General features: G+C 43.0%; 23 protein-coding genes. 15 read left to right on the forward strand and 8 right to left on the reverse strand.

Annotation, left to right across the window (positions count from 1 at the left end; genetic code table 11):
- Positions 1–48 precede the first annotated feature (48 nt).
- Entirely contained in the window at positions 49–945 is an 897-nt protein-coding gene (locus tag HYN59_RS09780; RefSeq protein ID WP_108778086.1) for a MerR family transcriptional regulator, read from the reverse strand.
- A gap of 359 nt (positions 946–1304) precedes the next feature.
- Between HYN59_RS09780 and typA the strand changes: the two genes are divergently transcribed.
- Positions 1305–3104, forward strand: a complete 1800-nt coding sequence (typA, locus tag HYN59_RS09785) for a translational GTPase TypA (RefSeq protein ID WP_108778087.1) — start codon at positions 1305–1307, stop codon at positions 3102–3104.
- 447 nt (positions 3105–3551) lie between these two features.
- Here typA and HYN59_RS09790 read toward each other — a convergent pair whose 3' ends face one another.
- Positions 3552–4844 (reverse strand): hypothetical protein, encoded by a 1293-nt coding sequence (locus HYN59_RS09790; RefSeq protein WP_146185912.1) that lies wholly within the window; start codon positions 4842–4844, stop codon positions 3552–3554.
- Between the two features lie 250 nt (positions 4845–5094).
- On the opposite strand from HYN59_RS09790, the gene HYN59_RS09795 reads away from it, so the two are divergent.
- Positions 5095–6336, forward strand: coding sequence for a WD40 repeat domain-containing protein (locus tag HYN59_RS09795; RefSeq protein ID WP_108778089.1), 1242 nt, complete (start codon positions 5095–5097; stop codon positions 6334–6336).
- Between the two features lie 54 nt (positions 6337–6390).
- Here the strand turns inward: HYN59_RS09795 and HYN59_RS09800 are convergent, their stop codons facing one another.
- Positions 6391–7113, reverse strand: a complete 723-nt coding sequence (locus HYN59_RS09800; protein ID WP_146185913.1) for a hypothetical protein — start codon at positions 7111–7113, stop codon at positions 6391–6393.
- Positions 7114–7408: 295 nt separating this feature from the next.
- Between HYN59_RS09800 and HYN59_RS09805 the strand changes: the two genes are divergently transcribed.
- The 5 genes from HYN59_RS09805 (at position 7409) to HYN59_RS09825 (ending at position 11012) form a co-directional block, all read left to right on the forward strand.
- Positions 7409–8032 (forward strand): tetratricopeptide repeat protein, encoded by a 624-nt coding sequence (locus HYN59_RS09805; protein ID WP_108778091.1) that lies wholly within the window; start codon positions 7409–7411, stop codon positions 8030–8032.
- Between the two features lie 8 nt (positions 8033–8040).
- Positions 8041–9375, forward strand: a complete 1335-nt coding sequence (locus HYN59_RS09810) for a 2TM domain-containing protein (RefSeq protein WP_108778092.1) — start codon at positions 8041–8043, stop codon at positions 9373–9375.
- A gap of 130 nt (positions 9376–9505) precedes the next feature.
- Positions 9506–9853, forward strand: coding sequence for a 2TM domain-containing protein (locus HYN59_RS09815; protein ID WP_108778093.1), 348 nt, complete (start codon positions 9506–9508; stop codon positions 9851–9853).
- Positions 9854–9869: 16 nt separating this feature from the next.
- Positions 9870–10193, forward strand: a complete 324-nt coding sequence (locus HYN59_RS09820; RefSeq protein ID WP_108778094.1) for a 2TM domain-containing protein — start codon at positions 9870–9872, stop codon at positions 10191–10193.
- A gap of 63 nt (positions 10194–10256) precedes the next feature.
- Complete coding sequence (locus HYN59_RS09825; RefSeq protein WP_108778095.1) at positions 10257–11012, forward strand: LytR/AlgR family response regulator transcription factor; 756 nt, start codon at positions 10257–10259, stop codon at positions 11010–11012.
- A 98-nt stretch (positions 11013–11110) separates the two neighbouring features.
- Here the strand turns inward: HYN59_RS09825 and HYN59_RS09830 are convergent, their stop codons facing one another.
- Both HYN59_RS09830 and HYN59_RS09835 read right to left on the reverse strand, forming a co-directional pair.
- Positions 11111–11455, reverse strand: a complete 345-nt coding sequence (locus tag HYN59_RS09830) for a nuclear transport factor 2 family protein (protein WP_108778096.1) — start codon at positions 11453–11455, stop codon at positions 11111–11113.
- A 143-nt stretch (positions 11456–11598) separates the two neighbouring features.
- Positions 11599–12915, reverse strand: coding sequence for a serine hydrolase domain-containing protein (locus tag HYN59_RS09835; RefSeq protein ID WP_108778097.1), 1317 nt, complete (start codon positions 12913–12915; stop codon positions 11599–11601).
- Between the two features lie 354 nt (positions 12916–13269).
- Between HYN59_RS09835 and HYN59_RS09840 the strand changes: the two genes are divergently transcribed.
- On the forward strand, positions 13270–14985 hold the full coding sequence (locus HYN59_RS09840) for an N-6 DNA methylase family protein (RefSeq protein WP_108778098.1): 1716 nt from the start codon (positions 13270–13272) through the stop codon (positions 14983–14985).
- Here HYN59_RS09840 and HYN59_RS09845 read toward each other — a convergent pair.
- Positions 14972–16090: a nuclease gene (locus HYN59_RS09845; protein ID WP_108778099.1), complete on the reverse strand. Its 1119-nt coding sequence runs from the start codon at positions 16088–16090 to the stop codon at positions 14972–14974. The genes HYN59_RS09840 and HYN59_RS09845 overlap by 14 nt on opposite strands.
- Complete coding sequence (locus HYN59_RS09850; protein WP_108778100.1) at positions 16087–16326, reverse strand: helix-turn-helix domain-containing protein; 240 nt, start codon at positions 16324–16326, stop codon at positions 16087–16089. The genes HYN59_RS09845 and HYN59_RS09850 overlap by 4 nt, the downstream gene beginning before the upstream one ends.
- 113 nt (positions 16327–16439) lie before the next feature.
- Between HYN59_RS09850 and tgt the strand changes: the two genes are divergently transcribed.
- The 7 genes from tgt to HYN59_RS09880 all read left to right on the forward strand — a co-directional run bounded on the left by tgt (position 16440) and on the right by HYN59_RS09880 (position 23187).
- Complete coding sequence (gene tgt, locus HYN59_RS09855) at positions 16440–17570, forward strand: tRNA guanosine(34) transglycosylase Tgt (protein WP_108778101.1); 1131 nt, start codon at positions 16440–16442, stop codon at positions 17568–17570.
- 18 nt (positions 17571–17588) lie between these two features.
- Positions 17589–18671: an LptF/LptG family permease gene (locus HYN59_RS09860; protein ID WP_108778102.1), complete on the forward strand. Its 1083-nt coding sequence runs from the start codon at positions 17589–17591 to the stop codon at positions 18669–18671.
- Positions 18658–19626 (forward strand): DMT family transporter, encoded by a 969-nt coding sequence (locus HYN59_RS09865; RefSeq protein WP_108778103.1) that lies wholly within the window; start codon positions 18658–18660, stop codon positions 19624–19626. Before HYN59_RS09860 ends, HYN59_RS09865 begins: the two co-directional genes overlap by 14 nt.
- Positions 19627–19700: 74 nt before the next feature.
- The gene (locus HYN59_RS09870; RefSeq protein ID WP_108778104.1) at positions 19701–20654 is read left to right on the forward strand and encodes an acetyl-CoA carboxylase carboxyltransferase subunit alpha; all 954 of its coding nucleotides are present in this window, start codon (positions 19701–19703) and stop codon (positions 20652–20654) included.
- A gap of 164 nt (positions 20655–20818) precedes the next feature.
- On the forward strand, positions 20819–22360 hold the full coding sequence (dnaB, locus tag HYN59_RS09875; protein ID WP_108778105.1) for a replicative DNA helicase: 1542 nt from the start codon (positions 20819–20821) through the stop codon (positions 22358–22360).
- Between the two features lie 222 nt (positions 22361–22582).
- On the forward strand, positions 22583–22744 hold the full coding sequence (locus tag HYN59_RS18055) for a hypothetical protein (RefSeq protein ID WP_181369412.1): 162 nt from the start codon (positions 22583–22585) through the stop codon (positions 22742–22744).
- A 167-nt stretch (positions 22745–22911) separates the two neighbouring features.
- Positions 22912–23187: a GIY-YIG nuclease family protein gene (locus tag HYN59_RS09880; RefSeq protein WP_342748320.1), complete on the forward strand. Its 276-nt coding sequence runs from the start codon at positions 22912–22914 to the stop codon at positions 23185–23187.
- Positions 23188–23307: 120 nt separating this feature from the next.
- Here HYN59_RS09880 and ppsA read toward each other — a convergent pair whose 3' ends face one another.
- The gene (gene ppsA, locus HYN59_RS09885) at positions 23308–25752 is read right to left on the reverse strand and encodes a phosphoenolpyruvate synthase (RefSeq protein WP_108778107.1); all 2445 of its coding nucleotides are present in this window, start codon (positions 25750–25752) and stop codon (positions 23308–23310) included.
- Between the last annotated feature and the right edge of the window lie 162 nt (positions 25753–25914).

Raw genomic sequence — 25914 nt, forward strand, 5'->3', positions numbered from 1 at the left:
GTAAATGTAATAAATTATCAACCGCAAAAACTATAGATGCAGAGATCATCAAAGCGTTTCCGTAAAATCGCTTATAGAATTATAAATGGTGATATTGCTTCCCAGCGTTTCTTTATGAATGAATTGCGTATTTCGCCCAAACAGCAATAATTTTGTAGTAGCATCATTTAACAGCTGGCGGCTCAGCTCTTCCACATAATCGTTTACCGCTTTCATTTCAGGCGCAACCGTAAGGTAGGATATGTAGGTGATATTGTTGAAATAATTTTTCATATTGTTAACGTTTGCCGTAGGTACGCTTTCCCCAAGATAAATAGCTTTATATCCATTCAGCTGCAGTTCGTAGTTTAGGAACATAAGCCCGATTTCGTGAATCTCACCTTCCGGCAGGTAGAGCACATAAGTGCGGTCGTCTTTCGGTTCTTTTAAGGAAATCCTTTCCGTTTCCGAGGCAAGCTTCTGCTTAATAAGGTAGCTTATAAAATGCTCATGGCTCGGTGTTATTGTCTCTGTTTGCCATAGCATACCTATTTCTGCAAGCAGCGGGATAAAGTATTCATGAAAAATTTCCCCGAACGTCCTGTCCTTCAGCACCGACTCATATGTTGTTAAAAAAAGCGACTGGTCAAAGTTCATCATGGCCAGCTTGAAGTTGTTCACCACATGGTTGGCCAGACTTTTTTTCGATAAAACTTCTTTTACAAGCTGCGGAATTTTATCGTCGGGTATTTTGGCAAGGCTGGATATTTTATAGCCGAAAGAGTTTAACGTACTTATATTCAATATTTTTTGAAGGTTCGCCACATCATAATACCGGATATTGGTATCGGTACGCAATGGTTCGAGGATGTTATACCGCTTTTCCCATATCCTGATCGTATGCGCCTTAATACCCGATAAGTTTTCGAGATCCTTTATGGTAAAAACATTTTTAATATTGTTCATTCTTTTTTGCAAAACATTAAACAAACTTAATGATATTCTACGACGTTTCGGGTTAAATAGCAGTTAAAAATCTAAATATAAATATTTAAGGGTTTTTCTACTACTGTTTTATGAGTGTTTTAAAAGAGATGTCGTTTAATAATTGTATGTGAATATCTACAAGATATCAGCAACCATATGTTCTGATACTTACGGCCTGATCTTAATCATGGTTTGTTGGCTGGGTGTTTTTGGTGTTAATTTTTGGTTCAGAAACCGTTACATTTCCGCTCCGGTAAGAACTTTATGCTAACCCTCTCATAACTAAAGTTTTTTTTGTCGAAATAAATCGTACCTTTGCACCTTCAAAAAAAGAAAGAATGACACCCATAAGAAACATTGCGATCATTGCCCACGTTGACCACGGTAAGACGACCTTAGTTGACAAGATTATGTATCATTGCCAACTGTTCCGTGAAAACGAGAACACAGGAGACCTTATCCTGGATAACAACGACCTGGAGCGCGAAAGGGGAATTACCATTACCTCAAAGAACGTTTCGGTAACCTACAAGGGGACAAAGATCAACATCATCGATACCCCGGGCCACGCCGACTTTGGCGGGGAGGTAGAGCGCGTACTGAACATGGCCGACGGCGTATTGCTGCTGGTGGATGCCTTTGAGGGCCCAATGCCGCAAACACGTTTCGTACTGCAAAAAGCGATCGACCTTGGCCTTAAGCCATGCGTTGTAATCAATAAGGTTGACAAAGAAAACTGTACTCCTGAAGAAGTGCACGAAAAAGTTTTCGACCTGATGTTTGAGCTTGGCGCAGAAGAATGGCAGCTTGATTTCCCTACCGTTTACGGTTCGGCGAAACAAAACTGGATGTCTGACGATTTCAGGAACAAGACCGAAAATATAGAGCCCCTTCTGGATATGGTACTGGAGCACATCCCTGCGCCAAAAGTATCCGAAGGTACGCCGCAAATGCTTATCACATCGCTTGACTTCTCGAGCTTTACTGGCCGTATCGCTATAGGCCGCCTTCAAAGGGGCGTGCTTCGCGAAGGCATGAACATATCGCTTGTTAAGCGTGATGGCAAGATCATCAAATCTAAAATAAAAGAGCTTCACACCTTCGAAGGCCTTGGCCGTAAGAAAGTGGAAGAAGTAATAGCAGGCGACATCTGTGCGCTTGTAGGCATTGAAGGCTTCGAGATCGGTGATACGGTTGCCGACTGGGAAAACCCGGAAGCGCTTACATCCATAGCTATTGATGAACCTACCATGAGCATGCTTTTCACCATCAACGATTCACCTTTCTTTGGTAAAGAAGGTAAATTTGTTACCTCGCGCCACATCAAGGACAGGCTTTCTAAAGAGCTTGAGAAAAACCTTGCGCTTCGTGTGAGCGAAACTGACAGCGCCGATAAATTCATGGTGTTTGGCCGTGGCGTACTTCACTTGTCGGTACTTATCGAGACGATGAGGAGGGAAGGCTACGAGCTGCAGATCGGGCAGCCACAGGTAATCATCAAGGAGATTGACGGCGTTAAGTGCGAGCCTATCGAAGAGCTTACTATCGACCTTCCTGAGAACCTTTCAGGCCGTGCGGTAGAGTTCGTAACAATGCGTAAAGGCGAGATGCTGAGCATGGAGCCGAAAGGCGACCGTATGATCGTGAAATTCAACATCCCTTCAAGGGGCATCATAGGATTGAGGAACCAGCTGCTTACGGCTACTGCGGGTGAGGCTATCATGGCGCACCGTTTCCTTGAGTACCAGCCGTTCAAAGGCGAGATACCGGGCCGTTTGAGCGGGTCGCTTATCTCTATGGAGAATGGTAAAGCAATTCCTTACTCAATCGACAAGCTGCAGGATCGCGGTAAGTTCTTCGTTGACCCTAACGAGGATATCTACGAAGGCCAGGTAATCGGTGAGAACTCACGTGGCGACGATATGGTAGTGAACGTGACCAAGACCAAAAAACTGACCAACGTACGTTCATCAGGTGCTGACGATAAAGCGCGTATCATCCCGGCGATCAAGTTCTCTCTTGAAGAAGCCCTGGAATACATCCAGAAAGATGAGTACGTAGAGGTAACGCCTAAGAGCCTACGCCTCCGCAAGATCTACCTGAACGAAAACGACAGGAAGAGGTTTAAGATAGCGTAATTTAGTTGACGGCTGTCGGTTGACGGTTGTCGGCCCAATTGCAACGAATAAATATAGAACCGGACTTGAAAGAGTCCGGTTTTTTTATGGGTAGGAGTGTAGCTCTTCCCCTCCTTTGGAGAGCCTGTCCCGTTATAAGCGGGAGGTGCCTGAAAGGCGGGGTGGTTAGATACAACAGGCCCTGAAAACTGAGACTGCGATCTGCCATTACTGGTAGACGGACTGAAAACTGCGACTGCGACCTGTCTTTGCCTGCAGGCAGGCTGAAAATTATTCAGAGCGAAAGACCAGGGCTTTACCGGTAGGCTGCATTCCCGCCCTCCGCTGTATCCCTCCGTTGCACTACGGGGATGCCGCTACGACCGGGGCTAAAGGGAGAGGTGGGTTTTGCGTTTGGGGTTATTCGATTGGCACAAGATAAGAAATCGTGCTGGTGGAATATTGGAATTATAATGTATTTCTAAAATCTATATATAAACTCAAATGGTTTTTTTGAACAACTAGTCTTATCTCGCCAATATTAGAAACTTTCCATGTACGATATAATATGAAATCATCTTCATCTAAATTTTTTAAAAAGTTCTCATCTTCTGTGACAACTGATTTATTGTGTATATCATTTCCAAAATATTTTATTAAATGGAAAGTTAAATGTTTAAATTCATCATATAGTAATATATTTCCGTTGGTTGGTTTAACTTTTCTTAATATATGGTAATTTTTAATATTTTCAAACCAAGAAATATAATTAAAGTATCCAAAAAAATAAAGTTGAGAAAGATAACCTTGTAAATTATAATTTTCGAAATATTCCTGAATATTCGGCTCAAAGTTATTTGCAATTGAAGTAATTTTAAACAATTGGTTATTGAGACTATCTAACGTTAAAACTTTATTCCAATACTCAACAAACTCGCTTGAGGAAAACACCTTTGTGTTGATATTAAGCTCACTATAAACGTACAATGCTTTCTCCTTACAACGTTTATCATCAACAATAAATATATCGCATACGGAAGCATAACCTACATGGTTTGCATCATCGATTGTATTGTGAAACGTCTTTGACTTCTTTTGTGATACTTTGATTTCATCTTGATTATAGCCAATTAAATCTAGGCCTACATAATATGTAATGATTTCGTCAATAAAATTACTTTCAGATTTTTCTTTAATCGCAGTCAACGATTCGGTAATCAATTGTGAAAAACTTATCCCCTTGTCTTTTAATATTTTGTCAATTTCGTAAAGTGGATTTGGTGAATTAAAGATTTTATCCTTATTAACGCCTATACTTTCTTGGAAATCATTTCTTAAATATTTGTACTCTTCGGTTGAAATTAGAGAAATAATATATTCCATCGTTTTCATTAGGATATTTTCCATCGTCAAGTAGCCATCACTTGTTATATAATCATATAATCGATTATCTATACCATTAATTGGGATTGGAAAAATTAAATCCTTATATATTTCTACATTCTTAAGTTCATAATGCAACTTAGATAATTTACTTTCTTGTTCGCTGATATAATCAAATATAATTTCAGGGTTTGTTTTAGAAAAATATATCTCCTGATTGCTGTATTTTGCTAGTAATAGATTTTCAGACAACTCGGATATATATTTCAAATCACTATTTATGTGTTCATGTCTATCTTTTTTTGAATAACCGTGTGTCAAATCACCAATATGGGCGGGAGAATATGGTATTAAAAATAGGTTATCTCTATTTTCCATGATAATTCTTAGTTCGTCGAATTGGGAGGACTTTCTTTTCAAATTATTCCACACATTCCAATCTAAATAGACTCTTAACATGTTTTTTTACTAAGTTACGTTTTTAATATACAAGTTCTTGAATAAATGTTTATAAATGTACTAATAGAAATTAACTGATCAATAAATCCACATTCGACAATTCCTCTCCTAAAAAAATATATATTTGTTTCCCGACCTATTAACCAACCGGGAAACAAATAACAAATTTATGTCAACAGACCTGTATGGGATCCGCATCCTGAAGAAGGAGCCAGAACAAAAGAAAATAACGATGAAAGTCATCGTGGTATATTATGATGTGGCCTACAAAAGCCATGAGCCCCTGCCGATGGATAAAAGCCTTTTCCTTCGCGTGCTTTGCGATAATGGCGGGGATGCGTTTATTGGTAAGGAGATAGCGCAGTACGAATGGCTCGACGAAGATTGGGTTGCTGCCAATGCTTATAAATACATTGACCATGTAAAGCAGCTTTCTACAAAGAACTACCCGATAAAAAACTGGGACGGCTACCACGACTTCTATTACGGCGAGGGTCCCTGGACGGATGAGGAAAAGCTTGTTCAGGCCGACTATGAGGTGTACGTGAGCGATGCACGGCTGTTCGAACACCTGGAAGAAGGCGAGTCGTGGGGCACTACAAGCTATGAGACCCAATCCTATGTGCATCCGGGTGCCGCAGCGCCTTTTATGCCCGACCTGTCATCGGAAGTTGTGGCGCTGGAGCCATTTCCCGGTATTGAGCAAGAAACGGATAGGCTGGTATTCACCTCAGATTCCTCAAAGCTTATAGCTTCAAATTCCGATAACGAGATCGTGTGCTATGATACCGCCACATGGGAGGAGCTTTGGCGTGTGAAATTCGACGGTATGTTTGGCGAAATGAAGATCGATGAAGCGCAGGGAATTGTGTGGCTAACTGACTACAACAAAGTTGCAGGGGTTGTTGATATTGCTACCGGCGAAGTGTCGGACAAGGAGCCTAAAACCACGCTGAGAGGGTTTTCGAGCACCGGGAAATATTCTGTCGATTATATGGAGGATGAGTTCGTTGACTTAGGCGACGGTCGTAAGATAGAGCAGCCGGGCGCAATAGAGGCCCTTGCTTTTTCGAATGACGACAAGCTGATTGCTATGGGTGGCGGCTCCTATCGTTTTGTAGACATTTGGGATCTTGATACTTTTGAACGCCTTTATACCATCAATACTAACGAACGCAGCAGGAGGCTGGCTTTCAGCCCTGATTCCAAATACATTTCGGTAGTGTCTTTCGACAAGCTTATGATCTATGAAGTGGCTACCGGAAAGCTCCTGATGAAAAGCATTAAGAGAGATAATACCACTTTCGGCACGCCGGTATGGTCGCCGGATGGTAAGTATTTTGCTATTAACGATTATAACTTCTACGGCTATGATGGCCACACCGCTATTTATAAGATAGGAATGGAATAAAATAGCGAAGCCGTTTAAATTACTTAAACGGCTTCTTTATTATTGGGCAGTCAATTATAGTTTCTTGCCGCTCTTGTCTATGATCTTCTGGATACGCTTGTCAAGGTCTTCCATCAGCTCTTTAAGCGCGCTTTCGCACATTGGCATTATCTTTTCAGGCTTCATAACCGGTACGCCGCCTACCATAACGCCTGTTTTGCTGCTGTTAGCGTGCTCGTTGATAACAAATACCTTATCGCCTTTTTTGTTATAAAGCGCGATATGGGTAAAGGCACGCATTTTGGTAGAAGCCGTACCGCCCACGCCAAATCCTTTTACAAGGGCAAAGTCGATGTACACGAACATCACACCATCCACATCAGGGAACAGCTTGAGCATACCGTTTACGTTGGCGCTGCTCCATGTAGGGTCTACAGCCTCGTAGCCGGGATATAGCTGGTAACGCGACATATCCTGCTTCATTCCAAGGAAAGTCGGCTGGAACTTGTGGTATTCCTCATTGCCCGTTACAAGCGTTTCATCAGCAAGCTCGAAAGGGAACTTTTTAGCATAATCGGTAAAAAACTTATCGTGGTACTGCTGCAGCATCGGCGCCAGGTTGAAGTTGGGGTCGTTCTTCAGGTCGGCAATAGCAGCTATCTCCGCCAGGCCTACATCACTAAGGTCTACCATCTTATCGGCATAAAAGGTAACCACCGCTACTTTTTTCTTTGCCTGCGCAAATGTTGCTGTCACCGAAAAAAGAAGCACGGCTGTAAGCATTGTAATTTTTCTCATAAGCTAATTTTAAATTGTTAATTTGTTATAATTTCAGCAAATAAAGGTAAACGGCTGTTATAAAGCAAATTATAGAGGAGTTTTTATTTGATATAAATCTCTTTCTGCATTTGGCTATATAACATTCACTATATGTAGTAAAAGTTTAAAGCTTTTTTCTTAGGTACTGGTCATTATTGAACCGAATTACGACTCATCCCCAAAATTCTACAGTTCGGTAAAACACTTTTTCAGGGGTGATTGTAACTTTGGATATTTGCTTCATCAAAATACAACAACCTAAAAAAATAAAATCATGGTACGAATTATTACAATGTTAACCTTCTTTGTTTGCAGTACGCTTACTGCGCAGTCGAAATTCGAAACAGGAATGCAGAAAGCATTTGCCCTTTGGGGAGAAGACAAGCCATCCGAAGCTTCGGCGCTTTTTGAAAGGATCGCCGGGGCGGAGAAAGACAACTGGCTGCCGTCTTACTACGTAGCCCTGATCAATACCACAGAGGCTTTCAAAACGCAGGATAAAGAGAAGATAGCGGCGTTCCTTGCTAAGGCACAAACCGCACAGGACAATGCGATAGCTATTTCTCCCGACAATCCGGAACTGCTTGTGATGCAGGCGATGATACACACTGCCTGGATAGTAGCCGACCCGATGACCAACGGTATGAAGCTATCCGGTAAAGTGAATGAGCTTTATGCAAAAGCGCTTATCATTGCGCCAAACAACCCGAGGGTAGTGTTTAATAAAGCTGAGTTCGAAATAGGCGGGGCGCGTTACTTCGGGAAAGATACAAAGCCGATGTGCGCCCAGATAGAAAAAGCTGTCGGCCTTTTTGCTACCTTTAAGCCGGAGACGCCGTTCCACCCGAATTGGGGCAAAGAGAGGGCAGAACAGGCATTGGCAGAATGTAAAAAATAAGGAAGAAAATGAATATCTATAGTCAGTTATTAAGGGCAACGCTACTTGGCATCATCATTTACTTTGGGCTGCTGTTTGCGGTATGGGGCGGGCGGTTCGAATGGAATTCTGCCTACCTGGTACAATTCCTCTTTGTAATTGGCTATACTCTTACGCTTTATGCCGGTAATGTCTTTGTTTTCCTTAGTATGGACAGGATATTCGGGAAGGGCAGGATGGTCGTCAACCGCTTGCTTGTTGGCTTTACCCTGTCTTTTGTAGTATCGCTTCTCTTAATTTTTCTGCTGCGTATTATTGAGGATGTAGTTATTAAGGGCTACACGTTTACGCAGTTCCTTGCTGAAGAAACATTTTCGAACTATTACCTGGCCATTAATATAACACTGGGGGTGAGCTTTTTGGTGCATGCCTTCCATTTTTACAAGCGTTACCAGGAAAATAAGGTTAAGGAGCAAAAAATAATAGCGGGCACGGCATCGGCCAAATTTGAAACGCTGAAAAACCAGATCGACCCGCATTTTCTCTTTAACAGCCTCAACGTGCTGAGCTCATTGATAGAGGAAAATCCCGAAAGTGCGCAAAGGTTTACCACATCGCTATCTAAAGTGTACCGCTATGTGCTGGAACAGAAAGATAAAGAGCTCGTAAGCATACAGGAAGAGCTCGACTTTGCAAAAACGTATATGAACCTGCTGAAAATGCGGTTTGAGAACAGCGTATTTTATGAATTGCCGCAATCGGTTTCCAGCTCCGATGCAAGGGTGGTGCCGCTATCGCTCCAGTTGCTTCTGGAAAACACAGTTAAGCACAATATTGTGAGCCAGCAGAAACCGCTCCATATACGGATATTTGAGCAGGACGGTTACCTGGTGGTGCAGAACGACTACCAGAAGAAAGAAGTATTGCAGGACAGGCGCGGTGTAGGCCTGCAGAATATCGTGAGCCGTTATGCCATCATCTCATCGCGCAAAGTGCAGATAGAACAGACAGAAAAGCATTTTACGGTAAAATTGCCGGTATTGACAAAACAGGTTACAATTATGGAAACAAGCAACAGCGAATCGGAAAGCAGCTACCTGAAAGCGCAGAAGAAAGTGGAAGATATAAAAGGGTTTTACGGAAACCTGATGTCCTACATCATTGTGATAGCAGGGCTTGCAATCCTGAATCTTGCCACCTCACCGGAGCACTTGTGGTTTCTCTACCCGATGATCGGGTGGGGGATTGGGGTACTGGTACATTTTTGCAGTGTGTTCAGTTATATACCGTTCCTCGGGCGCGACTGGGAGGAACGCAAGCTAAATGAGCTTATGGAAAAAGAACGCAACAACAGGTGGAAGTAGGTTAGCAGACAGTCGCAGTTGACAGTCTGCACCCGAAGTTTACGATCGCAGAGGCGTTGTACTGCCACGTCTGGAACCGGAAATTCAGTTAAAGTTCAATCATCATCAAATCATTAAAAATTAAATCATCATGGAAACCGGATTTGAAAAAAAGGAAAGGGAACGTATCCGCAAGAGGGTAAAGGAAATAAGGTCGTTCTACATCAACCTTTCAGCATATTGTATTGTTATGCCAATACTGATAATTATCAACGTTACCTTTACCCCCGAATTTTACTGGTTCTTCTTTTCGATGGCCGGATGGGGTATAGGCTTGCTGTTCCATGCCATGGCGGCCTTCAATTTTGTGCCGTTTCTCAACAAGGACTGGGAAGAGCGCAAGTTGCAACAGTTTATGGACGAAGACCGCAGGGCAAGGGAGAAGTTTATTGATAAGGATAAAGCAGCACAGACGCAGTTAAATCAAACTACACATTAAACACCAACCAGATATCATGGAAGACTATTCATTTGAAGAGCAAAAAAGGCTTGACAGGGCCCGCAAAAAAGTAGAGGATATCAAGGGGTTTTACAAGCACCTGTCTGCCTATGTGCTGGTAAATATATTCCTTATCGTTATGCAGGCCATCAACCTCAAACCGGGAGAGAGCTTTTGGTCCTGGGGCACTTTTATAACGCCGCTATCGTGGGGAATAGGCCTGCTGGCGCACTGGCTAACTGTATATAACCGCCATATGTTCTTCAGCAGGGACTGGGAAGAGCGCAAGATACAGGAATACATGGACCGCGAAAAAAGCAAGGCCAGCAAGTGGGAATAGAAATTATTTCAGATTTTTGATTCCAGATTGATCTAACAACCGACAACTAACAACTGACTAACAATGAATGTTATAATCATTGAAGACGAAAAACCTGCGGCGCGACTATTACAGCGCAAGCTGCAAAAACTGGATATTGAGGCCGGCACCATGCTGCATTCGGTGGAAGAAGCGATAGCGTGGTTCCAGAACAACCCTCAGCCCGATCTGATACTGCTGGATATACAGCTGAGCGACGGGCTGTCGTTTGAGATATTCGAAAGCATTCCTATCAGCAGTGCCGTTATATTCACTACAGCTTATGACGAGTATGCCCTGCGCGCCTTTAAGCTCAACAGTATCGACTACCTGCTGAAGCCCATTGATGAGGACGACCTCGAGTCGGCCATCAATAAATTCAGGGAGCGCCAGCCCAAGCCGCAGCAGCTGTCGGTTGACTTCGACCAGATAAAGCGCATGCTGGCCAACCCATTGGAGAAAAGTTATAAAAAGCGCTTTACCATAAAAATGGGGCAGCACCTCAAAATGATCAATATCGAGGATGCCGAATGCTTTTACAGCGAGAACAAAGGCACCTATATCCACACTTCCGATAACCGTGATTACCTCCTGGAATGCACCCTCGAGCAGCTGGAAACCGAACTCGACCCCACGCAGTTCTTTCGCGTAAGCCGCAAGTTCATTGTGTCCGTCAATGCGATAAAGGATATTATCGTGTACACTAATTCCCGCCTGAAAGTCATCCTGCCCACCTACAAAGACGATGAGGTGATCGTGAGCCGTGAGCGTGTGAACGATTTCCGGGAATGGATTAGTTAGTTATTCTGTTGCGGGTTTGGAGTTTCGAGTTGCCACTTAACGTATAGAAAATACTATTAATATGGTTGATTAGCAATAGTGGTATTCTCCGTTCGGGGTTAGGGGGCTACAACATAAGCTTTTAACTCTGCCATTTTACCATCCCTGAAACGCCACACATCGCAATACGACGAGGTAATTGCCTTTCCGTCTTTATCTGTCATGGTAATACTGCCCATTGCGATCACGTGGTCCTCGCCAGAAATAAGGTCCTGCACATCGAATTGCGGCGGCTCGATATAGTTCTCCGCCATCCATTGCCGTACTGCCTCTTTGCCCCGCAGCGTGATATCACCTACAAAGGTCCATACGGTGTCATCGGTGCAGTGCTCCAAAAAGCCTTCGTTGTCGCCTTTTGTAATAGCGGCGTTCGCCTTTTCTAATATCGCTTTATTATCGTCCATAAGATAATTAGTTATACCCTAAGATACAAAAAAGTTTGTAATCGGCATGAGTGTAGCTCTTCCCTTCCCTTGGAGGGGTGCCCAAAGGGTGGGGTGGTTTCCTCCTGATTGGCAACCCGAAACCCGAAACTCCGAACCTAAAACTACTTCTTCGTAAACCTGTAAATTGCCCCGCCCTGTTTCAGTACCATCTGCTTTCCATCGGGATTGAACTCCATTTCCAGGCCCGCCATTTCGAATTTAAACTTGCCTTTAGCGGTCGCATCCAGTGGGAATGCCGATTGCCCTTTAGCCTGTGCCATAAGCGTAGTACCTTCTTTAGTAATGGTAATTGGCAGTGGGATGTCAGCCGATTCGTAATAGCCGGCATACTGGTCAAGTTCTGCGGGCGTATGATTATACCCTGTAAAATCAGGAATATCGAAAGGCTCGTTGTACACCCAGTTTAGTATAGTGATGCCAATCTCGTTCGGGTCCATGTTCGCACCGTTCGAGGTCATGGCAACAGTCACCTTATCATCCGGGAAAAGCGTAACCACCGACCTGAATCTGTCAATTCCGCCTGTGTGGCCGTAAGAGGATTTCTCACCAAACGGAAAGCGGAACATCCCAAGGCCGTAACCCTGCGAAATGGTTTTCATCTGTTCAAGGCTGGCCGCCGAAACTACCTTACCTGCAAACAATCCTTCAATAAATTTAGCCAGGTCGGCCGGGTTAGAGACTACTGCGCCCGCACCGCCCGGGATAGACATGTCGGTTTCCATTTCCTTTACCCATTTGCCGGCATAGCTGTAGGAGTACACCTCGTTATTGGCAGGGCTTATCTTTGCGCCGTAGTAGGTATTTTTAAGGCCAAGCGGCTTCACGATTTTTTCAGTTAGCAATTCCTTATAGGACTTTTTGTAAACTTTCTCCAGGATGAAACCCAATAGCGCATAGTTCGAGTTGCTGTAATCCGCCGAAGTGCCCGGCTCAAATTCGCTTTTGCCTTTGGAGATGATGGCTACCATTTCGGCCTGTGTTTTCGGGGTCGCCATATAGGAGGTGTATTCCTCATCGTTGGTAAAGTTATGGATGCCGCTGCTGTGGCCCAGCAGGTTCTTTATAGTGATCTTCGATGCGTTGGGCACAGTAGGGAAGAACTTGTCGAGCTTATCGTCCAGCGACAGTTTTTTCTCCTCAATGGCTTTCATGACCATCGAAGCCGTGAACATTTTGGATATAGACCCGATCCTGAATTTCGAGTCGGCAGTGATCTTTTTGCCCGCTTCGGCATCGGCAAAGCCTATCGACCGCGAGTAAATGGCCTTCCCGTCTTTGGAAACGACCACGCTCCCCATGTATTTGTTGTTGGCCTCGAGTGCGTCAAAATACTTGTCGAGCTTTGTCTTGTCAGGGGTTTGCGCAAAAGCAGGCAGCGAAATAGCCGCGGTAAGCAGCAGCAGGATAATTTTTTTCATAGTTGGTTATTGATTGATGGTTTGCCCAAATGTAGGGAATATTTTGATTTGTAAGCCACAGCTTTAAATTGTAGACGAAGCGGCTTGTGTTTTGTTACATTCGCGACCATCAACCGACAACTGACAACCATCAACCAGATAAGGAGCGGGAGGGCATGGGCTTTTTCAGTAGGGGACAGTCCTGCCATCGCCTTTATCTGCTTCGTGCCTCAGCAGGATATCAGCTCTGTCAGGGCTAAGGGGAGAGGTGGTTTTGTATTTGTTGTGTGTTGTAGGTTAGTGCGAGCATGAGAGGAAAGTAGCAAAAATTATTTTTAGAGATAGATTTTTGTGATGGTTTAAGTATCTTTGCTTATGTTGATAAATAAAGAGCAAATAAAAAATACAGGGGCAACTTTTACTCCAAAAGAGCTTTCCGCCTTCTTAGCAGAAAGAATTTTTTATTATATTAATCACTCTTATCAAAAGGTGCTTGACCCCGCTTGCGGTGAAGGAGAATTACTTATTTCGATGGGTGATTTACTCTCGAATTCAGCTATTGATTTTTCACTTACTGGCTATGATGCTAATCAGCAATACTTAAGATTCGCACAGGAAAGAATGCTGCGATTTGGTTCTGAAAAGATCAATTTCGTTCATGAAGATTTTTTACAGGCTGTAGATGTTTCTTTTCGTCAAAATAACTTAGATCTATTTGAGGAGTACAATAAATCTTCTATAAATAATTCTTTTGACATTGTCATTGCCAATCCTCCTTATGTACGTACACAAATATTGGGAGCAGAGCAGGCGCAAAAAATTGCAAAAAACTTTAATTTAAAGGGAAGAATCGACTTGTATTATCCATTCTTAATTTCCATGACAGAAAGTTTGAAAGAAGGAGGTATAATTGGTGTAATCACTTCTAATAGATATTTATCAACAAAAGGTGGAGAAAGTATCCGGAAATTTCTATCTGAAAATTATGAGATTTTGGAAGTAATTGATTTAGGAGATACAAAATTGTTTAATGCTGCGGTATTACCTGCAATCTTTATAGGGAAAAAACAAAAACAAAAAAAATCCTCTGTGGCAAATTTCATCAAAATATATGAGGAATTAAATGGTTACAAAGGTGATCTAATACCTTTGGAATCTGTGTATGAAATATTAAGTAATAAACAATCTGGATACTTTACTGCAAATGGCAAAAGATATAAAAAATCCTCTGGTATTCTTAAATATGAAATTGCATCTGGTGAATGTTGGGAATTGTTGTCAGGCAAAGAGTCGGATTGGGTTTCAAAAATTGATAAAGCTGCAAAAAATCGCGTAGAGAATTATTTTAAGGTAAAAGTAGGCATAAAATCCACTGCGGATAAAGTATTTATCAGTGATAAATGGGAGGAATTAAACGATCATAAACCAGAAGATGAGTTACTGAAAGATTTAATTTCACAGGAAAATATAGAACCTTGGAATGCTATTGATAATTTTAAATTAAAAGTCCTTTATCCTCATATTTCTATTAATGGGCAAAAACAAACAATTGATATTGAGAAATATCCTAAAGCAAAAAAATTTTTTTTGCAACACGAAGAAAAATTAAAAGCAAGAAAATATCTTATTGAATCAGGAAGGCAATGGTTTGAATTGTGGGTTTCCCATCGCCCTGATCAATGGAAATATCCAAAACTTGTTTTTCCTGATATAAGTTTAAAGCCTCGTTTTTATTTTGATGAAGAGGGAAAGATAGTGAACGGTAATTGTTATTGGATTGTAGCAGAAAAAGAAGAAGATGTAGAAAAATTGCTGCTAATTCAGGGAATAGCTAATTCCAAATTAATGACAAAATACCACGATTTGGTGTTTAATAACAAGCTATATTCGGGCAGAAGAAGATATTTTACACAATATGTTGAAAAATATCCATTACCTGATATAAGTTCTTATGAAGGTAAGGAAATCATTTCAATCGTTAAATTGTTAAATCAATCAAATGACGAGGTAGAGGTTTCAAGATTAGAAAATGAATTAGAAATTAAAGTTGCAAAATCCTTTGGAGTTGCACCTGTTTTTAATCTGGATTAAAAACAGATTTTCCATAATAATTATCAAAGAAAGCCATAGGTATTGTCCTTTGGCATTTATAACTTTCTGCACTTACATACGAGAATAATTCTCCTAACTTTTCACCAGGAGCAAGAATAATACCTTCAATTATTTCTGTTTCTCTATTTGTTAAAGCAATCAAATACCTTACATCAAAAGTCGTTAATCTTGATTCATCAATGACAATCTCTTCTTTTTCAGGTGAAAATTTACCTAAATCGACTGTTGGACTGTCTTGTACTTTTACTTCCAACAATTGATTTCTGATATCTGGAAATGCACCATATAGTAAATCCGATTCCTTTATTTCGTAACCAAGCAATTCAAGAACTTTTTTTTCTAAAGCCTGTCCCCTGTTTTTTGTTGACGCTGCATCCAGTTTAAAGCCAATTAGTTCCTCTGCTACCATTTTTTTTAGCAATGCAATGGAAAATAAATGCTTAATGTCCGGTTCTTCAACCATTCCCGATTTAGGGGCAATATATTCATGCCTAATGTAGTAAGAAAGTTTTTTAGAATCTGGAAAAGACAGAATTTTGTCCTTACGAGCGTAAATTTCCTTTCTTACTTTTCCAGAAATTAAAAGTTGATGCTTAATTGTTGGTTTTCCAAATTTTCCAAATCTATTTTCTATATATTCAGGTGTGAGGATTATAACCGAAGCAATTATACTTTTTATTGTATCAATTCTTACAAAAACGAATCGCACATTTGTACATTTAAGGCTTTCTCCGGATTCATATTTTATCAAGAGACTTTCAGCAGCGGGAATTCTATTCCAGACTTGCAAATTATAAGATGTCCCGCTCGTTACAATGTAGGTGTCAATAAACTCGATCACAATTTTTGGAACACCTTTTCCTCTTGGAGGGACAATTTCAAACTGCTCTACTTTGGCTAATTCAGGTAACGGATGCTTTTCCAATATGGAAGCAACAAGTTTACGAATGTTTGAACCATCAGTCCTTGTTCTTCCTGTTAATATAAATGGGGTTCCAACCAATTCAGAGAAATAATCTACTAATGATTCGGAAGATGTCAACATTTTAATTGACTTTGGGGGAGTTTTAAAATCTTTGTTCATTCGTCAATGTTTAATAAGTTGGAAACAGTTATTTTTAAAGCTGTTGAAACTTTTTTGAGATTAATAACAGAGATATTTCTTTCACCTCTTTCTACAGAACCAATATAAGTTCTGTCAAGGTCGCATGCAAAAGCTAATTTTTCTTGAGATAAATTTGCTTTTATACGTAGATCACGTATTCTAATTCCTATACTTTCTAAATATGCTTTTTCGTTTTTAGAATATATTCTTCCCATTAGGATCAATTTTTACAAAAATCTAAAAATGATGTAAATAAGTCTACGGACTATAAGTATCATGTGTCATCTCCAATCCTTTTCCCTATCTTTGCACCCTCTAAAAAAGGAAAATGAAATTTGATCTTCTTACCAAAGACCCGCAGTCCAAAGCCAGGGCAGGCAGCATTACGACCGATCACGGCACAATTGAGACCCCGATATTCATGCCTGTAGGCACTGTGGCATCCGTAAAAGGTGTGCACCAACGCGAGCTGAAGGACGACATCAACCCCGATATCATCTTAGGGAATACCTACCACTTATACCTCCGCCCGCAAACCGAAATACTCGAAAAGGCAGGCGGCCTCCACAAGTTCATGAACTGGGACCGCAACATCCTTACCGACAGCGGCGGCTACCAGGTGTACTCGCTTTCGGCCAACCGCAAGATCAAGGAGGAGGGCGTGAAGTTCAAGTCGCACATCGACGGGTCGTACCATTTCTTTTCGCCCGAGAGCGTGATGGAGATACAGCGCACCATTGGCGCCGACATCATCATGGCCTTCGACGAGTGTACACCGTACCCGTGCGATTACCGCTATGCCAAGCGCTCCATGCACATGACGCACCGCTGGCTCGACCGCTGTATTACGCACCTTGAGAAAGTGCCGTTCAAGTACGGCTACAGCCAGGCGTTCTTCCCGATAGTGCAGGGGAGCACCTATACCGATCTTCGCCAGCAATCGGCCGAATATATTGCCAATGCAGGCGCTGTGGGTAACGCCATCGGCGGCCTCTCTGTAGGCGAACCTGCCGAGGAAATGTACGCCATGACCGATGTGGTGTGCAGCATCCTTCCCGAAGACAAGCCGCGCTACCTCATGGGCGTAGGCACCCCGATAAATATACTGGAGAACATCGCGCTGGGCGTGGATATGTTCGACTGCGTGATGCCTACGCGCAACGCCCGTAACGGGATGCTGTTCACGGCCAACGGTACCATCAACATCAAAAACAAAAAGTGGGAAGCCGACTTTTCGCCCCTCGACGAAATGGGCATCACTTTTGTCGACACCGAATATACCAAGGCCTACCTGCGCCACCTTTTTGCCGCCAACGAGTACCTTGGTAAGCAGATAGCCACCATACACAACCTCGGTTTTTATATGTGGTTGGTTCGTGAGGCAAGAAAGCATATCTTAGCGGGAGATTTCCGTGAGTGGAAAGACAAGATGGTAAAACAAATGAGCAACAGGCTCTAAACTAATAAGCGTAATAGCGTGAAATTAATAGACTGGTACATCCTGAAGCGTTACCTTGCAACATTTTTTGTAATGCTCCTCATGTTCATCCCTATAGGGATCGTGATCGACGTTTCCGAAAAGATCAACAGGATACTTGAATACAAAGTGCCTTTCGTGCAGGTAGCCATCTACTACGGCGACTTTACCATCTATTTCGCCAACATGCTTTTCCCCATATTCCTCTTCCTTTCGGTAATATGGTTTACCTCGAAGCTGGCGAACAACACCGAGATCATTGCAATACTTAGTTCGGGTATATCTTACATGCGCTTCCTGAGGCCGTATATAGTGGGTGCAACCCTCATCTCTATACTTGCGCTGCTTATGGGCTTTTTCTTTGTACCTAAAGCGAGCAAGGGCTTTAACGACTTCCGCTATACCTACCTGAAACGGGGCGCCGATGCCGAGACACGTCAGAATGTAGATGTTTACAAGCAGATAAGCGATAACGAATATATTTATGTAAGCAGCTTTAATTATACGTCGAAAGTAGGTGTCAATTTCAGCCTTGAAGAGTTTAAGGACAACCAGATGGTCTCGAAGATAAGTGCTTCGGTGATAAAATGGAATGAAAAGGACAGTACCTATACACTTACCAATTATAACAAGCGCATAGTAGGCAAAATGGAAGACAAGCTGGAGTCGGCACCGGAAAAGAAATTCAGGTTCAACTTTAAGCCGGACGACCTTACCCCTACGGTATATGCAGCTGAAACCATGACCCTGGGGGAACTGAACAAATTCATTGACAAGGAAAAAGAACGCGGGTCGGGCAATATAAATGCCTACCTGGTAGTGAAATACAAAAAATACAGTATCCCAATATCGGCTTTTATCCTCACGGTTATAGCCGTAGCCGTATCGTCGATGAAGAGGCGTGGCGGTATGGGAGTTAACCTTGCGCTTGGCATAGCGCTTGCTTTTACCTTTATCTTTTTCGATAAGGTATTTGGTACGCTGGCCGAGAAATCGAGCATGTCGCCGTTCATTGCGGTATGGATACCTAACTTCACGTTCGGGATATTAGCTATTTATTTGTTGCGAAATGCAAGGCGATAACCTAAAAAGCTACCTGCACCTCCACTTTATCGTATTTGTATGGGGGTTCACCGCGGTGCTTGGCGCGCTCATTTCGCTCGACGCACTGCCGTTGGTGTGGTTCCGCATGTGCATAGCGGTCAGCCTGATATTCCTTTTTGCAGTAGCCACCAAAACACCGATGAAAGTTCCCACGCGCACGTTCCTGGGTTTTATGGCAGCCGGCCTGGTCATCGCCATGCACTGGTTCACGTTTTTCCACGCTATCAAGGTTTCCAATATTTCCATCACGCTTGCCTGCCTCTCTACAGGCGCATTGTTTGCCACATTGTTGGAATCTGTGGTTTACAGGAGGCGCCTCATCGGGTATGAAATACTCATGGGCTTTATAGTCGTTTTGGGCCTGTGCATCATTATATACGGGGAGCAGCTCACAGTGGTGTTTGGAAAAATCATGGAAACCCCGTCTGATTTTTGGAACATCTTAGCTGATGGCACTTATACGAATCCCGGCCATTACTGGGGGATATTGCTGGCCTTGTCTTCGGCATTCCTTTCGGCTACATTCTCTATTATCAATGGTAAATATGCTAAAGAGCACAACCCGGTAGTTATATCACTTTATGAGCTTATGGGCGGCGTCTTTTTCTTTTCGCTATACCTCCTTTTTACCGGCAGCTTTACGGCAGATTTCTTTGCGCTTTCGGGTCTTGACTGGATATGGCTTTTCATCCTGGGGTCGTTTTGTACCGCCTATGCTTTTATCGCATCGGTACAGGTAATGAAGTTTATTTCACCTTATACGGTAATGCTTACCATAAACATGGAGCCCGTTTATGGGATAATTCTTGCACTGATAGTTTTTAAGGAAAAGGAAAAAATGGGATGGACATTTTATATCGGTGCCATTATAATTTTGAGTACTGTGATAATCAATGGGATACTTAAAAATAAGCCCAAAATTGAAAGTAATTAGCCGCGGTTAGTTTGTTTACCAATTGAAAATTTTATCTTTGTAGTTCGAACCAAAAATGAAAATCTGCCCATACTATGGAATACTTAGATTTTGAACTCCCGATCAAGGAGCTTGAGGACCAGCTGGATAAGTGCACGATAATAGGCCAGGAGAGCGATGTCGATGTATCTAACACCTGCAAACAGATCGAGAAGAAACTGGAAGAAACCAAAAAGAAAATATACAAAAACCTTACTGCATGGCAAAGGGTTCAGCTGTCAAGGCACCCAAGCCGTCCGTATACGATGGACCATGTGAGGGCGCTTACAGGAGATACGTTCCTGGAAATGTTCGGCGACCGCAGCTTTAAAGATGACAAGGCCATGATTGGCGGGCTCGGCAAGATCGGCGGGCAGTCGTTCATGATCGTTGGGCAGCAGAAGGGATATAATACCAAGACAAGGCAGTACCGTAATTTCGGTATGGCCAATCCGGAAGGGTACCGCAAAGCATTAAGGCTTATGAAAATGGCCGAGAAATTCGGGATACCTGTGATAACACTGGTGGATACCCCGGGAGCTTATCCTGGCCTGGAAGCCGAAGAGCGCGGACAGGGCGAAGCCATCGCAAGGAACATTTTTGAAATGGTACGCCTTAAAACCCCTATAATAACCGTTATAGTAGGAGAGGGCGCTTCGGGAGGTGCTTTGGGAATAGGTGTTGGCGATAAAGTATACATGATGGAGAACACCTGGTACTCCGTTATCTCGCCGGAATCCTGTTCATCGATCCTCTGGAGGAGCTGGGAATACAAAGAGCAGGCTGCCGAAGCACTGAAGCTGACTTCCTTCGACATGAAAAAACATGGCCTTATCGATGATATCATCCCTGAACCCCTTGGAGGCGCGCACTATGACCGCGAAACAGCCTTCAGGAATGTAGAGGAATACATATTGAAAGGATATAATGAACTCAAAGACTTATCAACAGCCGAATTAGTGGCGCAAAGGATGGATAAGTACAGTAAAATGGGCGAGTACAAGGAATAATATGGCCAGAAATCTATAATTGGTCCGAAGCCTTGCAGCTTCGGATTTTTTTTGGGTTATGAACAAATTTGCAGTGGTTTATCAACATGTTGTAAACAGGTTATGACCAACCGCGCTTAACAATTACTTAACTATTTGGTGCCAATTTTATTTACATTCGCAATATGGAAAATATCAGGAATATAAACCCCGTGAAAGTTGATAAGACTACCATTATCACTTTAGAGAAAGGCAAGCTGCCACCGCAGGCGCTCGACCTTGAGGAGGCCGTTTTGGGCGCCATGATGATCGACAAGAAGGGGGTTGACGAAGTTATTGATATCCTTCAGCCGGATGCTTTTTACAAGGATGCCCACAAGCATATTTATGAGGCTATTGTGGCGCTTTTCAACGATACACAGCCTATTGACTTGTTAACAGTCTCTGCACAGCTTAAAAAGACAGGAAAACTGGAACTCGCAGGAGGCGATTTCTACCTGATCCAGCTTACGCAAAAGATATCCTCTTCGGCGCACATCGAGTTCCATTCGCGCATCATCTTACAGAAATACATACAGCGCAGCCTTATCAAAATTTCCAGTGAGATCATTGAGGAGTCCTACGACGAGACCACAGATGTATTCGACCTCCTTGATAAAGCCGAATCGCGCCTGTATGAAGTGACCCAGGGCAATATAAAACGCAGCTCAGAAACCGCACAAAGCCTTGTGATACAGGCCAAAAAGCGCATCGAAGAAATCGCTAACAAAGAAGGCCTTAGTGGTATCGCTACCGGTTTTCATGACCTTGATAAGCTTACATCAGGCTGGCAGCCAAGCGACCTTATCATTATTGCGGCAAGGCCGGGTATGGGTAAGACCGCATTCGTCCTTTCCATGGCACGAAATATTGCTATAGATTTCAATCACCCTGTGGCTTTATTCTCTTTGGAGATGTCATCCGTACAGCTTATTACCCGTCTGATTTCCAGTGAAACAGGGCTTTCGTCAGAAAAACTGCGTACCGGCAAGCTTGAAAAACACGAGTGGGAGCAATTGAGTATCAAGGTGAAAGACCTTGAGAAAGCGCCACTTTATATTGACGATACGCCATCGCTGTCTATATTCGACCTCAGGGCAAAAGCCAGGAGGCTGTCTTCCCAGTATGGCATCAAGATGATAATTATCGATTACCTCCAGCTGATGACGGCAGGGGGCAATGGTAAAGGCGGCGGAAACCGTGAGCAGGAGATATCAACCATCTCACGAAACTTAAAGGCCCTTGCCAAAGAGCTTGAAGTACCGGTTATTGCACTGTCACAGCTATCGCGTGCAGTGGAGACAAGGGGCTCGAGCAAGCGCCCGTTATTATCGGATTTGAGGGAATCGGGAGCGATCGAGCAGGATGCAGATATTGTATCGTTCATCTACCGCCCCGAATACTACAAGATTGATGAATGGGATGATGAAGAGCAGTCGCCTACACAGGGCCAGGCGGAGTTTATCGTAGCCAAGCACCGTAACGGTGGACTCGACAATATCAGGCTAAAGTTTATCGGAAGCCTTGGTAAGTTCGACAACCTTGATGATTTCGGCTCACCGTTTGGCGACCTGCCATCCAGCATGAACGACAGCACAGCATTTATCACTAAAAACCTGCCTTCGGCCAACGAGGCTTTCGGCAGCAACATGAACAGCAATGATGGCGACGACGATGTGCCATTCTAAAAACACATAAATTAAAACGTACACTATGGGAAAAACTACTAACGAAATGGAGCTTACAGAAACAATACTGGAAATGGTCGTGCATGGCGCAGAACATATTTCCTTTGAGGAATAAAGGGGTAAACATAATAAGAAAGCGCATTGGGAGATGCGCTTTTTTTTGTTGTAGTAAATTTTGTACTTTAGATACTATAAAGCAACTTACAAATACATTCGATTGTAATGAATTCGAAACAAAAACAAAGAGATGTAGGTCAATTTCTTAAGAATAAGGCAGAACTTGATGAATCACTTCGTCTTATTGATAGTGGTGAAATGGAATTTATTACTTTGGAAGAACTTGAAAAAGGTGCGGATGATCTGTTGGCAAAGTATGAAGATTAGATTTTCCATACACAGCCATGCCGTACAGTCATTGCGAGGAGGAACGACGAAGCAATCTTTCTGCTCCAACCGGGAAAATAAAACTAAGGAATTATTGATTGTAGAAAGTGCTTATAAATAATTCACTACTATTGTAAAAAAATGTGAAGCCGGGTTTTGTATATATAATGACGAACAGTAATAACACAGTGCTTCATGTGGAGGTTACTTCTGACCTTCATGAACGTGTAGCAGATCATAAAAGCAAACGGTATCAGGATTCCTTTTCAGCGAGGTACAATCTCAGCAAGCTGGTTTATTTTGAAGCCTTTCAAATGATCGGGGATGCTATTGGTCGCGAAAAACAGATGAAGGGAGGCTCAAGGAAAAAGAAGGTTGATTTGATCAGGTCTATGAATCCTGAATGGAATGACCTTACTTTTTCAATTAATGATTTTTTGTGATATGGAAAGATTGCTTCGTCGTTCCTCCTCGCAATGACCGTGAGTGCGTGGAGTAATGAATAATAATAAAAAAAACGTCCCCAACCGGGGACGTTCCTCAAATATAATATAACCAAAAAACTAATTCATCTGCAGCACTGCTGCTTTGTCTTCTATAAGCGCTTCTGCTTCTGCGATGGCGTTTACGGTCTTGATAACCGAATCCGGCGTTACCGAAATACTGTCGATACCCAGGCCAACAAGGAACTGTGCAAAATCAGGGAAGTCCGATGGTCCCTGCCCGCAGATTCCCACTTTCACGCCTGCTTTTTTGGCTGCAGTGATAAGCATTTCGAGCATACGCTTCACGGCTGGGTTCCTCTCATCATACAGGTGTGCCACTAAAGACGAATCCCTGTCAAGACCCAGTGTCAGCTGGGTAAGGTCATTACTGCCAATAGAGAAGCCGTCAATATGTGCCGCAAACTCCTCAGCCATCATGATATTGGACGGTATTTCCGCCATGAGGTACAATTCAAGTCCGCTGCTGCCTCTTTCCAGCCCGAATTCCTTCATAACTGCTGTAACTTTGTGAAGCTCTTCTACGGTACGGCAGAAAGGTATCATCACAACAACATTCTTTAGGCCCATTTCTTCGCGTACTTTTTTGATAGCCCTGCATTCAAGTCCAAAAGCAGCCTTATAAGCATCAGAGTAGTAGCGGGAAGCGCCCCTCCATCCGATCATCGGGTTCTCTTCGCTTGGCTCATAATACTTGCCTCCTAAAAGGTTGTAATACTCGTTGCTCTTAAAATCAGAGAAACGCACAATGGTCTTGTTAGGGTAGAAGGAGGCTGCAATCTTGGCAACGCCATTCGCCAGTTTGTCTATAAAGAAAGTTTCTTCGTCCGGGTAGCCGGTTATCTTCTTTTCGATGGCTTTAGTCAGCGCGGCATCATTAAGGTCGCGGTGGTTCAGTAGGGCTAATGGGTGAACCTCTATATAATTGTTAATGATAAACTCTTCCCTGGCAAGCCCAACGCCTTTGTTCGGCAGGTGCGAGAACTGGAAGGCAAGCCCCGGCGACGCCACGTTCAGCATGATGTCGGTCTTCACTTCCGGCAGTTGGCTGAGGTCATATTCTGTTTTAGTGTATTTTATTTCACCGTCATATATAAAACCCTGGTCGCCTTCGGCACACGAAGCGGTTACCATCTGTCCTTCCGTTATAAGTTCGGTAGCATTACCGCAGCCTACGATAGCCGGGATACCCATTTCTCGGGCAATGATGGCGGCATGGCAGGTACGTCCGCCTTTATTGGTGATAATAGCCGATGCTTTTTTCATAATAGGTTCCCAATCAGGGTCGGTCATATCGGTAACCAGTACAGAACCCGGTACAAATTCGTGCCCTTCCGAAACCCTCTTATCCATCGAGTAAAGTATCGTCGCTTTGCCGGCGCCGATCTTGTCACCCACGGCTATACCTTTAACAACCACTTTTTCATGTCGGCTCTCGTCCTCGATTTTGTACTCGGTTATCGTTGCCGGGTTTTTTTGCGAATGGATAGTTTCCGGACGCGCCTGGACAATGAACATCTCTTTCGTAAGTCCGTCTATCGCCCATTCTACATCCATCGGGGTCCATTTATCGCGTATCTTTGAATAATATTCTTCTATGATAACTACCCATTTAGACAGTTTCAGAATGTTCTCATCGCTTAGGCAAAAACGTTTCCTGAACTTATCTTCGGTAGGTATGGTTTTTACGCGTTCGTCACCACCTTCGCCATAGATCATCATGATATCCTTGTTGCCCATTCTCTTTTCGATGATAGAGTTAAAGCCTTCTTTTAGCAGGGGCTTGAAAACGATATACTCATCCGGGGACACCGCACCCTGTACGATCATTTCGCCGAGGCCATACGATGCGTTAATCACAACAGCGTCTTTAAAACCGCTTTCGGTATCAATGGAGAATGCCACACCGGATGTGCCAAGGTCGCTTCTCACCATTTTCTGAACACAAACCGAAAGGGCAAGCTCTAAGTGGTTGTAACCAAAACTCTGGCGATAGCTGATAGCCCTGTCTGTAAACAGCGATGCGAAACACTTACGGATAGAATCCATAAGCATCTCCGGCCCGCGAACATTCAGGAAGGTTTCCTGCTGGCCTGCAAACGATGCGTCCGGGAGGTCTTCTGCGGTTGCAGAGCTGCGCACGGCAATATCGGTCATTTCCTGTCCATACTGCGCCGAAAGAGTAAGGTAGCAGTTGGTAATCTCTTCGCTCATTTCAGCCGGGAATTTCCCGTTGAGGAACGACTGCCTTATCTGCATACCTCCGCGTTGCAGCGATTCGATGTTGTCATAATCAATAGCATCTACTGTTGCCTTGATCTTCTCATCCAGGCCATTATGCTTTAAAAATGCATAATATGCGGTTACGGTTACCACAAATCCGTCGGGAATTGTAACACCAAGTGCGGTAAGGTTTTGGAGCATTTCTCCAAGGGAGGCATTCTTTCCTCCGACCATTGGTATATCGTTGATACCAACATTTTTTAAGGGCAGTGTGTAGTTCATGTGTTGTGTTGTTAAGAAAATATGAATAATGTATTAATTATAGTGTTTTTAGGTTTAGTTTTAAAATAATGGCAAAGATATGAGTTTAAATTATTTACGAAAACGTTTTAGGAAAATATTAATTTGAGTTTTTCGTAATTTTTGTTGTAAAATTATCACTGA

Origin of the sequence: Flavobacterium album (genome assembly GCF_003096035.1) — a bacterium.
In the GTDB taxonomy this organism is placed as follows: domain Bacteria; phylum Bacteroidota; class Bacteroidia; order Flavobacteriales; family Flavobacteriaceae; genus Flavobacterium; species Flavobacterium album.

Excerpts from the sequence above, each read along its gene's own strand:
- HYN59_RS09790 (WP_146185912.1), bottom strand. The coding sequence starts at position 4,844 with ATGGAAAATAGAGATAACCTATTTTTAATACCATATTCTCCCGCCCAT.
- HYN59_RS09805 (WP_108778091.1), top strand. The coding sequence starts at position 7,409 with ATGGTACGAATTATTACAATGTTAACCTTCTTTGTTTGCAGTACGCTT.
- HYN59_RS09845 (WP_108778099.1), bottom strand. The coding sequence starts at position 16,090 with ATGAACAAAGATTTTAAAACTCCCCCAAAGTCAATTAAAATGTTGACA.
- HYN59_RS09830 (WP_108778096.1), bottom strand. The coding sequence starts at position 11,455 with ATGGACGATAATAAAGCGATATTAGAAAAGGCGAACGCCGCTATTACA.
- tgt (WP_108778101.1), top strand. The coding sequence starts at position 16,440 with ATGAAATTTGATCTTCTTACCAAAGACCCGCAGTCCAAAGCCAGGGCA.
- typA (WP_108778087.1), top strand. The coding sequence starts at position 1,305 with ATGACACCCATAAGAAACATTGCGATCATTGCCCACGTTGACCACGGT.
- dnaB (WP_108778105.1), top strand. The coding sequence starts at position 20,819 with ATGGAAAATATCAGGAATATAAACCCCGTGAAAGTTGATAAGACTACC.
- HYN59_RS09795 (WP_108778089.1), top strand. The coding sequence starts at position 5,095 with ATGTCAACAGACCTGTATGGGATCCGCATCCTGAAGAAGGAGCCAGAA.
- HYN59_RS09820 (WP_108778094.1), top strand. The coding sequence starts at position 9,870 with ATGGAAGACTATTCATTTGAAGAGCAAAAAAGGCTTGACAGGGCCCGC.
- HYN59_RS09850 (WP_108778100.1), bottom strand. The coding sequence starts at position 16,326 with ATGGGAAGAATATATTCTAAAAACGAAAAAGCATATTTAGAAAGTATA.
- HYN59_RS09810 (WP_108778092.1), top strand. The coding sequence starts at position 8,041 with ATGAATATCTATAGTCAGTTATTAAGGGCAACGCTACTTGGCATCATC.
- HYN59_RS09870 (WP_108778104.1), top strand. The coding sequence starts at position 19,701 with ATGGAATACTTAGATTTTGAACTCCCGATCAAGGAGCTTGAGGACCAG.
- HYN59_RS09840 (WP_108778098.1), top strand. The coding sequence starts at position 13,270 with ATGTTGATAAATAAAGAGCAAATAAAAAATACAGGGGCAACTTTTACT.
- HYN59_RS09780 (WP_108778086.1), bottom strand. The coding sequence starts at position 945 with ATGAACAATATTAAAAATGTTTTTACCATAAAGGATCTCGAAAACTTA.
- HYN59_RS09800 (WP_146185913.1), bottom strand. The coding sequence starts at position 7,113 with ATGAGAAAAATTACAATGCTTACAGCCGTGCTTCTTTTTTCGGTGACA.
- ppsA (WP_108778107.1), bottom strand. The coding sequence starts at position 25,752 with ATGAACTACACACTGCCCTTAAAAAATGTTGGTATCAACGATATACCA.
- HYN59_RS09880 (WP_342748320.1), top strand. The coding sequence starts at position 22,912 with ATGACGAACAGTAATAACACAGTGCTTCATGTGGAGGTTACTTCTGAC.
- HYN59_RS09815 (WP_108778093.1), top strand. The coding sequence starts at position 9,506 with ATGGAAACCGGATTTGAAAAAAAGGAAAGGGAACGTATCCGCAAGAGG.
- HYN59_RS09865 (WP_108778103.1), top strand. The coding sequence starts at position 18,658 with ATGCAAGGCGATAACCTAAAAAGCTACCTGCACCTCCACTTTATCGTA.
- HYN59_RS09835 (WP_108778097.1), bottom strand. The coding sequence starts at position 12,915 with ATGAAAAAAATTATCCTGCTGCTGCTTACCGCGGCTATTTCGCTGCCT.
- HYN59_RS18055 (WP_181369412.1), top strand. The coding sequence starts at position 22,583 with ATGAATTCGAAACAAAAACAAAGAGATGTAGGTCAATTTCTTAAGAAT.
- HYN59_RS09825 (WP_108778095.1), top strand. The coding sequence starts at position 10,257 with ATGAATGTTATAATCATTGAAGACGAAAAACCTGCGGCGCGACTATTA.